A 9,032-nucleotide genomic window follows, 5' to 3' on the forward strand; every position below is an offset into this window, starting at 1 on the left:
CAATACCGTTCGCCTGCCGTCTGGCCTGTCAGGACGACTTTTCCAGTATTTGTAACTGCTGCGATGAACCCTGAACACGTGGCAGAGTGTGGCCACAGGATGATGCGCTCTGAGTTTCCCGATTAACGAGAACTGTTCAGGGAGTCTGACATCAAGAGCGCTGTAGCCTTTTTTAATATTTCGCTTTCCATTTCAATACGTTGTACCTTCTTCTTGAGCTCACGTATTTCGATTTATTCCGGGGTTTATGGGAGAGGCTTTTGGCGTTTTCCCCTGTCGCTCATCACGCAGTTGTTTTACCCATTTCGTCATCGTAGAAAAACCGACGTTCATGGCTTTTGCTGCTGGCGCGGCGGCGTAATTTTGGTCGACAACCAGTTGAGCGGATTCGCGTTTGAATTCAGAACTAAAATTTCTTCTTTTCATTGGTGCACCCCTGTTGTTCTGAGGTGAGCATATCACCTCTGTTCAGGTGGCCAAATTCAGTGTGCCACTACACCCGTGCCACCTGAAATTCGACGAGCTCCAGCGACGGAAAGCGCAGCAGGGCAATGGCGGCGCGAGTCACCTCGCCCCCCTGTTCAAAGCCGACATCCGCGCCGGCGATAAGTCCGGGCTGGCTAAAGGCAAAATCGTCCTGCCGGATGACTTTCCCCGCCGTAGCTATCTGTTCGGCGCGCAGTGCAGCGATATCCATAACTGAATGTCCTAACGGTGATAGGACTGCGACAGCCGGTGTACCGCTGCCACGAAATGACCCGCATGCGCCGGCGGCACATCCTGATGAATACCGTGCCCGAGATTGAAAACATGCCCTTCTCCCGGGCCGAAAGCATCCAGAATAGTCGCTACTTCGCGCTCGATTCGCGCCGGCGAGCCATAGAGCACCGACGGATCCATATTGCCCTGTAGCGTTACTTTGTCGCCGACCCGGCTGCGGGCGTCCGCGATATCGGTGCTCCAGTCGAGGCCAAGCGCATCGCAGCCGGTGGCGGCCATCGCCTCCAGCCACTGACCGCCGCCTTTGGTGAATAATGTCACCGGCACCCGACGGCCATCCTGCTCACGCAGCAGGCCGTCAACGATTTTATGCATATAGTGCAGGGAAAACTCGCGATAGTCGGCGCTGGTCAGCGCGCCGCCCCAGGTGTCGAACAGCATGACCGCCTGGGCGCCGGAGCGGATTTGCCCGTTGAGATACAGCACGACGCTGTCCGCCAGTTTATCCAATAGCAGATGTAACGTTTCCGGCTCGGCGTACAGCATCTGTTTGATTTTGGTAAAGGCCTTGCTGCTGCCGCCTTCCACCATATAGGTGGCCAGCGTCCAGGGACTGCCCGAGAAGCCGATTAACGGCACCGCTCCCTGCAAACGCAGTCGGATGGCGCGCACCGCATTCATCACATAGCCGAGCTCCTGCTCGGGATCGGGTATCGGCAGCTGTTCCACGTCGCGCCGATACTGAATCGGCCGGGCAAAGCGCGGTCCTTCACCCTGTTCAAACCACAGACCCAGCCCCATTGCGTCCGGGACGGTGAGAATATCGGAAAACAAAATGGCGGCATCCAGCGGAAAACGACGCAGCGGCTGCAGCGTCACTTCACAGGCCAGATCGGCATTGCGGCACAGCGACATGAAATCACCAGCCTCGGCGCGCGTCGCTTTGTATTCCGGCAAATAACGGCCGGCCTGGCGCATCATCCAAACGGGCGTTACGTCGATCGGCTGGCGCAGCAGCGCGCGCAAATAACGGTCGTTTTTCAATTCACTCATTCAGGTTTCCTTGCTGTTAGAGGTGAATTGTAGCATGTGCGCCGGGTTTTACCGATGCGCGCGGCAAAGCGCGACGGTATCTTCAATCAGCCGGCGCGCTACAGTCCCTAGCGGCGGCAGCAGCGGCAGCGCGTCGTAACGATACCAGCAGGCGTCGAGAAACTCATGCGGATCGTGCCGGATATCGCCACCGTCATAATCGGCCATAAACGCCATCATCAGCAAATGGGGAAACGGCCAGGGCTGCGAGGTTACGTAACGCATATTTTTGACCCGCACCTGCGTCTCCTCCATCACCTCGCGCGCGACGCATTGTTCCAGCGTCTCCCCCATTTTGACAAAAATGGCCAGCACGGTATAGATTCCCCCGCAATGGCGGCTGTGGCGCGCCAGCAAAATGCGCTCATCGCGACGGATAGCCACGATAATGCAGGGCGCGATTTGCTGGTAATACCGTTCGTGACAGTGGCCGCACAAACAGGCCCATTCCGTCTTGCTGCGGCGCATTGCGTGACCGCAGTAACCGCAGTGGCGATGGGAACGGTAGAACTCCGCGAGCTGCACGCCCCGTCCGACAAGCTGAAACAGGCCCGGTTCGGCATCAAGTATTTACCGTACCAATCCCATATCCCGCGCCATCGTTCGGCGCACCAGCCAAACGGTGGCCCCCGCCCATTCGCCGATAGGCAGCGCGGGCATGCCGGTAAGTCCGGCGGCTGATGCGCTACCAAATGGCAGTTCCCCCTTCGGCAGCCAGAGTTTGGCCTCCTGGCTGACCACCCACCAGCCCTGTTCATTCCCGCTAAGTTCGTGTTCCATTTTAGTTGCACTACCTCTTATTCACTGGCAAGCTAGAAAACCTTAGCTTTTTGCTCGCTTTTATTTATCAGTCATGCAGCGTTATTTTTATCACTTCGGAGTCAATCATGCTAAACCAGTTGGAAACCCTGGCGAAATGCGTTGGTGGCAATAATGAACTTATTGATCAATGGTTGCAGGCCCGCAAAGGACTTTTAGTGGCTTACTACCATTTGATCGGCCTCAAGCCCAACAAAGAAAAGCATACTCCGCTGGACGAAGAAGCGCTGGACGCCTTTTGCTATCAGTCGGTGGATTATCTCTCCGCCGGGCATTTTCACGTTTGCGATCGTATCATGCCTGAGGGCGAGAGCTCGTCCGCGCTGACCTACAGCGGTCTGCAGGAAAATACGCAGCAAATCATGGCGCTCTACGACAGCCATTTTGAAAACGCCATTGACCACGACAACTATCTGTCATTCCAGGAAGCGTTGTCGGGCGTGGGATAAGCGCTGGCGACGCGTTTCGTCCTTGAGGATAAACTGATTCAGCAAGCGATGGGAGTACAGTGTGCAAGCCGCATCGACACTCCCCGCCGCCAACAGCGCCGATATTGCCCAGCCGGCCTGAGTCATCCCGGCAACGGTTGGCGCAGGTGCCGCCGTTCCGGTTAAGTGTAAAGAAAGTGCAATTGGTTTGCGGTCCGCCTGGCGGACCATTATCTTGTCGGAGTGCCCAGCGCGTATGTTACGGCGGGCTGAGACCGTTAATTCGGGATCCGCGGAACCTGATCAGGTTAAAACCTGCGAAGGGAACAAGAGTAATTCAGCCACGTTGGCGTCAATGCCTTTTCTCAACGGCCGTGGCGCCCTCCATTACTCCCCGTAGCGCTCCTGACAAGCAACTCCCGGTAATTTTATTGAGGAACTTGCTATGTCACACTCTTCTCCTCCCGGCTCACGCCGTACCCGCCGCGCGCAGGCGCAGGCGTTTATCGATACGATCACCGGCACCGATTTCCCCCGCTCCCGTCGCATCTATATACAGGGGCAGCGCCCGTCAGTCCGCGTACCGATGCGCGAAATACAGCTTAGCCCCACCCATATCGGCGGCCAGGGTGACGATGCGCAATACGAGGATAACGAGCCGGTGCCGGTATACGATACCGCCGGTCCCTATGGCGACCCGACGATACCCATCGATGTCCGCGCCGGACTGTCGCCGCTGCGTGCGGCGTGGATCGCGGCGCGCCAGGACAGCGAACCAGTGCAGCCAGTCAGCTCGGGTTACAGCAGCGCGCGCCGCAGCGATGCCGGACTGGACCACCTGCGCTTTGCCACACCGCCCACGCCGCGGCGCGCACGCCCAGGCCGCAGCGTCACCCAGTTGCATTACGCCCGTGCCGGTATCATCACGCCGGAAATGGAATTTATTGCGCTACGGGAAAATATGGGGCGGGAACGCATCCGCAGCGAGACCTTGCGCCCGCAGCACCCGGGCCAGGCGTTCGGCGCAGCGCTGCCGGAAAATATCAGCGCGGAGTTCGTGCGTCAGGAAGTGGCCGCGGGTCGCGCCATTATTCCCGCCAACATCAATCACCCCGAAGCGGAGCCGATGATCATTGGCCGCCACTTTTTGGTCAAGCTCAACGCCAACATCGGTAACTCGGCGGTGACCTCTTCCATCGAGGAAGAGGTGGAAAAACTGGTATGGGCCACCCGCTGGGGCGCGGATACCGTGATGGACCTCTCTACCGGGCGCTATATTCATGAAACGCGCGAGTGGATTTTGCGCAATAGTCCGGTACCCATCAGTACCGTCCCCCTGTATCAGGCACTGGAAAAAGTTCAGGGAGTGGCGGGAAACCTCACTTGGGAGATTTCCCACGACACGCTGTTGGAGCAAGCGGAACAGGGCGTAGATTATTTTACTCTGCACGCGGGCGTGCTGTTGCGCTATGTGCCGATGACCGCGCGATGCCTGACCGGTATCGTCTCACGCGGCGGCTCCATCATGGCCAAATTGTGCCTGTCTCATCACCGGGAAAACTTCCTGTATACGCATTTCCGCGAAATTTGCCAGATCTGCGCCACCTATGATGCGGCGTTGTCGTTGGGGGACGGCCTCCGCCCCGGTTCGATTCAGGACGCCAACGATGAAGCGCAATTCGCCGAGCTTTATACCTTGGGTGAGTTGATCAAAACTGCCTGGGAATACGATGTGCAGGTCATGATTAAAGGTCCGGGACATGTGCCAATGCAGATGATCCGGCGCAATATGACCGAACAGCTGACGCATTGCCATGAAGCGCCTTTCTATACGCTGGGGCCGCTTACCACCGATATTGCCCCAGGCTATGACCATATCACGTCCGGTATCGGCGCTGCGCTGATTGGCTGGTACGGCTGCGCGATGCTGTGCTATGTCACGCCGAAAGAGCATCTGGGGTTACCGAATAAAGAAGACGTCAAACAGGGGCTGATTACGTACAAAATCGCCGCACACGCCGCCGATCTCGCCAAGGGCCATCCCGGCGCGCAAATCCGTGATGACGCCATGTCGAAAGCACGCTTTGAATTTCGCTGGGAAGATCAATTCAATCTGGCGCTGGATCCGGACACCGCCCGCGCCTATCACGATGAAACGCTACCGCAGGCGTCGGGCAAAGTGGCGCATTTCTGCTCTATGTGCGGTCCGAAATTCTGTTCAATGAACATATCCCGCGAAGTCCGCAATTACGCCGATGCCCAGGCGGCACAGGTCAAAGCCGCGGGGATGGCCGACATGGCGTCGGCGTTCCGGGCCCGCGGCGGGGATATCTATCTGCCGTCGTCCAGTAGCGAGGTGAGCGATGAATACTAATTTTACTTTCGCACCGGTAGCGCATCGACTCGGCCTTTATCCGGTAGTGGATTCGCTGGCCTGGCTGGTGCGCATGCTGGATGCCGGCGTCACAACGGTGCAATTGCGAATTAAAGACAGCAGCGAGGCGCAGGTGACGGCGGATATCGAGGCGGCGGTCCTGTTGGGTCGCCGTTACGACGCCCGGGTGTTTATTAACGATTACTGGCGGCTGGCTATTCATCATGGCGCCTACGGCGTGCATCTGGGCCAGGAGGATACGGATAGCGCCGACGCCGACGCCATCCGCGCCGCCGGTCTGCGGCTGGGCCTGTCCACCCATGACGGGGCAGGGCTGGCGCGCGCGCTGGCCTGGCGGCCCTCTTATATTGCCCTCGGCCATATTTTCCCCACCGCCACCAAAGTCATGCCGTCCCGGCCGCAGGGGTTAGAGACGCTGCGACGTCTGGTTGCTGAGCTGCCCCCGATCCCGACGGTTGCCATCGGCGGCATCGGTCATGAACAGGTGGAAGCGGTGCTGGCCTGTGGCGTGGGCAGCGTGGCGGTGGTCAGCGCTATCACCCGGGCGCCAGACTGGCGCCAGGCGACCGCGGACCTGCAACAGCAAATAGCGGCATGGGAGCGTGACCATGAACGATGATCGACAGCGCACCACGGCCACCGCCGTTTGCCCGCCAACGGCCGCGGCGTTGGACGATCACGCCTTTTTACGCTACAGCCGCCAGCTCTTGCTAGAGGATATCGGCATTGAAGGTCAACAACGGCTGCAAGCGGCGACAGTGTTGCTGGCAGGCTTGGGCGGTCTGGGCTCGCCGGCCGCGCTGTATCTGGCGGGGCGGCCCGGCGTCGGCACGCTGCTATTGGCCGATGACGATGCGTTGCACATTACCAATTTGCAACGGTAGATCCTTTACCGCAGCGTCGATATCGGCCATTCGAAGGCACAAGCCGCGCAGCGGGTGCTGGTGGCGCTCAATCCCGGCGGCCGCTACCTGCCGCTTACGCGGCGGCTGGAGGGCGATTAGCTTGACCAGCAGGTTGCGCGCGCCGATCTGGTGCTGGATTGTAGCGATAATATGTGGCGACCCGCCACGTCATCAATGCCGCCCGCCTGCGTGCGGCGGGGCAGCGCGCTTATCAGCGTCAGCGCGGTCGGTTTCGACGGCCAGTTGCTAACCTTACGCCCGCCGTGGCGCGAGGGCTGCTACGCCTGTTTGTTTCCAGATAAAGAAGAGCGGCAACGCAACTGCCGCACCGCCGGGGTTGTGGGCCCGGTGGTCGGCATGATGGGGACGCTACAGGCGCTGGAGGCAATCAAACTTCTTTGCGGCATTCCGAGCGATAGCGCCGGCCAACTGCGTTTGTTCGATGGCAAAACCTTACAATGGCACACCCTGCGCCTGAACCGCGATCCCCACTGTCCAGTCTGCGCGGCCGCGTCAGCGTCCCCCGCGCGGGCGGTCGGGAGCGCCCGGAGACTTACCCGATGAAAATCACGTTTAACGACCTTCCGCTGGAGCTGGCACAGCCGGTGACGCTGGCGGTATTACTCACGGAACATCATCACCCCGCGCCGGGCACTGCCCTGGCGGTCAACTAAACCATCATCCCGCGCCGACAGTGGGCGGATTACCGGGCACAGGATGGTGACGATATTTTCTTATTCCAGGCAATCGCCGGAGGCTAAACCATGGTTACCCCAGCAGAAACTTCCTTTCAGTCGCGTTTATTCACCGGTACCGGCAAATTCGCCTCGGCACAGCTGATGCTGGACGCCATCCTCGCCTCCGGCAGCGAACTGGTTACTCTGGCGATGCGCTGCTGCCGGCATTACGGCAGGCCGGCGTCCGGGTTACTACCCAACACGTCCGGCGCTAAAACCGCCGAAGAAGCTTTGTTCGCCGCCCGTTTGGCGCGCGAAGCGCTGGGCACCCACTAGATCAAACTTGAAATTTATCCGGATATGCAATACCTGTTGCCCGATCCGATAGAAACATTAAAAGCGGCGGCGTAGTTGGTCAAAGAGGGGTTTGTGGTGTTGCCCTACTGTGGCGCCGACCCGCCTCTGCCGCCGGCTAGCAGAGGCGGGTTGCGCGGCAGTAATGCCGTTGGGATCGCCTATCGGCTTGTAGCGATGCAAACGATTCTGGACTAATTTGCACTCAATTCTGGACTCTCGATAAGCTCAAAATTTAGGTATTTTAGACTGTTCAGAATCGTTTGCAAATTGACGCATTGTCACTTGAGTGTTGCCTAACTTACCTGTAAGAACCTCAAAAGATGCATAAATGCTACGTATAGCTAAACGAGCTATAGCCGTTGCTCAAGGTAGGCACTAAACTATTGCTGTAATAATTATATCACTATATTGGTGATGGCTTTCCTCTCAAGCTGGAAATCAATGTACGTTTTCGTGTAACATCCCAGCCCTTACTTGATGTTTAGTAAATGCTGTTAGGGACTGCAGCAGTGGCTTAAAATCGATATCTTAAGCAGTTCTACGCCTTAACTTGAAAGACTTTTAATTCGCGCTGATAGGTTATCTATGTTTAACAAGTTCATGAGCATTTTCATGCTGGGATTGTAGTAGTCAACTAAAACTGGCCACCGCGTTAGCGTTTTTCCAGTATCTATATTTCTGATTCATTTGGTGGCAACCCACCGTTATATTCATGCGGCCTGCGTGCGCTGTAATATCCCACGATATAGTCGGTAATTTCATGAGCAGCTTCGCTGAAGCTGTTGTAACCCTTTGTCAGCACCCATTCTGTCTTCAGGCTGTGGAAGAAGCGCTCCATCGGACTGTTATCCCAACAGTTACCACGCCGACTCATGCTTTGTTTGATCCGGTAACGCCACAGCAACTGTCGGAACTGCCTGCTCGTATAGTGGCTAGCCTGATCGCTGTGGAACATCACTCCGACTGCTTTACCACGCGTTTCCCATGCCATTTCCAGTGCTTTGATGGTCAGTCTGCTGCCCGGGGAGAACGACATAGCCTAGCCCACCGGTTTCCTCGCGAACAGATCAAGAACAACCGCAAGGTATGCCCAGCGTTTCCCGGTCCAGATATACGTCACATCGCTCCGTTACAGCGAACTGGCGCTCAAGATAATTCGGGATCGCAACATGCTCCTGACCGCCACACTTATACCTGGGCGTCGGCTTGCTGACAACTGACCAGCCCCAGCTCTTTCATAAGCCTGTCTGCGAGCCAGCGCCCCATCCAGAAGCCTCTCTGGGTTGCCATGGTGGCGATACTTCTCGCGCCAGCTGCACCATGGCTGATATTGTGCAGTTCATGAACCTGACTGCGCAATACCGTTCGCCTGCCGTCTAGCCTGTCAGGACGACTTTTCCAGTATTTGTAACTGCTGCGATGAACCCTGAACACGTGGCAGAGTGTGGCCACAGGATGATGCGCTCTGAGTTTCCCGATTAACGAGAACTGTTCAGGGAGTCTGACATCAAGAGCGCTGTAGCCTTTTTTAACATTTCGTTTTCCATTTCAATGCGTTGTACCTTCTTCTTGAGCTCACGTATTTCGATTTGTTCCGGAGTTATGGGAGAGGCTTTTGGCGTTTTCCCCTGTCGCTCAT

Annotated in this window: 4 protein-coding genes, 7 pseudogenes and 1 riboswitch; of the genes and pseudogenes, 6 read left to right on the forward strand and 5 right to left on the reverse strand. The window is 57.4% G+C overall.

Annotated elements, in window-relative coordinates; translation table 11 throughout:
• The 4 genes and pseudogenes from ACTBDU_RS14740 to nudC all read right to left on the reverse strand — a co-directional run.
• A pseudogene (locus ACTBDU_RS14740) lies at positions 1-426 on the reverse strand (transposase); the annotation flags it as partial.
• A 70-nt stretch (positions 427-496) separates the two neighbouring features.
• Positions 497-697: pseudogene (locus ACTBDU_RS14745) on the reverse strand (deoxyribonuclease V); the annotation flags it as partial.
• Between the two features lie 11 nt (positions 698-708).
• On the reverse strand, positions 709-1,773 hold the full coding sequence (hemE, locus tag ACTBDU_RS14750) for a uroporphyrinogen decarboxylase (RefSeq protein ID WP_438806995.1): 1,065 nt from the start codon (positions 1,771-1,773) through the stop codon (positions 709-711).
• A 48-nt stretch (positions 1,774-1,821) separates the two neighbouring features.
• Positions 1,822-2,592 (reverse strand): annotated as a pseudogene (gene nudC / locus ACTBDU_RS14755) (NAD(+) diphosphatase).
• A gap of 107 nt (positions 2,593-2,699) precedes the next feature.
• Here nudC and ACTBDU_RS14760 point away from each other — a divergent pair.
• The 6 genes and pseudogenes from ACTBDU_RS14760 to ACTBDU_RS14785 all read left to right on the forward strand — a co-directional run.
• Positions 2,700-3,080 (forward strand): sigma D regulator, encoded by a 381-nt coding sequence (locus tag ACTBDU_RS14760; RefSeq protein ID WP_438806996.1) that lies wholly within the window; start codon positions 2,700-2,702, stop codon positions 3,078-3,080.
• Between the two features lie 208 nt (positions 3,081-3,288).
• Positions 3,289-3,402: riboswitch (TPP riboswitch) on the forward strand.
• 102 nt (positions 3,403-3,504) lie between these two features.
• Positions 3,505-5,433, forward strand: coding sequence for a phosphomethylpyrimidine synthase ThiC (thiC, locus tag ACTBDU_RS14765; RefSeq protein WP_438806997.1), 1,929 nt, complete (start codon positions 3,505-3,507; stop codon positions 5,431-5,433).
• Positions 5,423-6,073 carry a thiamine phosphate synthase gene (gene thiE / locus ACTBDU_RS14770; protein ID WP_438806998.1) on the forward strand — a complete coding sequence of 217 codons (651 nt, stop codon included), beginning with the start codon at positions 5,423-5,425 and terminating at the stop codon, positions 6,071-6,073. The genes thiC and thiE overlap by 11 nt, the downstream gene beginning before the upstream one ends.
• A 49-nt stretch (positions 6,074-6,122) precedes the next feature.
• A pseudogene (locus ACTBDU_RS14775) lies at positions 6,123-6,923 on the forward strand (HesA/MoeB/ThiF family protein).
• Positions 6,920-7,120, forward strand: a pseudogene (thiS, locus tag ACTBDU_RS14780) (sulfur carrier protein ThiS). The pseudogenes ACTBDU_RS14775 and thiS overlap by 4 nt, the downstream one beginning before the upstream one ends.
• A gap of 3 nt (positions 7,121-7,123) precedes the next feature.
• Positions 7,124-7,559: pseudogene (locus tag ACTBDU_RS14785) on the forward strand (thiazole synthase); the annotation flags it as partial.
• A gap of 464 nt (positions 7,560-8,023) precedes the next feature.
• Here ACTBDU_RS14785 and ACTBDU_RS14790 read toward each other — a convergent pair.
• Positions 8,024-9,032: pseudogene (locus tag ACTBDU_RS14790) on the reverse strand (IS3 family transposase); the annotation flags it as partial.

Origin of the sequence: Sodalis sp. (in: enterobacteria), from assembly GCF_051710625.1 — a bacterium.
Lineage (GTDB): Bacteria > Pseudomonadota > Gammaproteobacteria > Enterobacterales > Enterobacteriaceae > JBPESN01.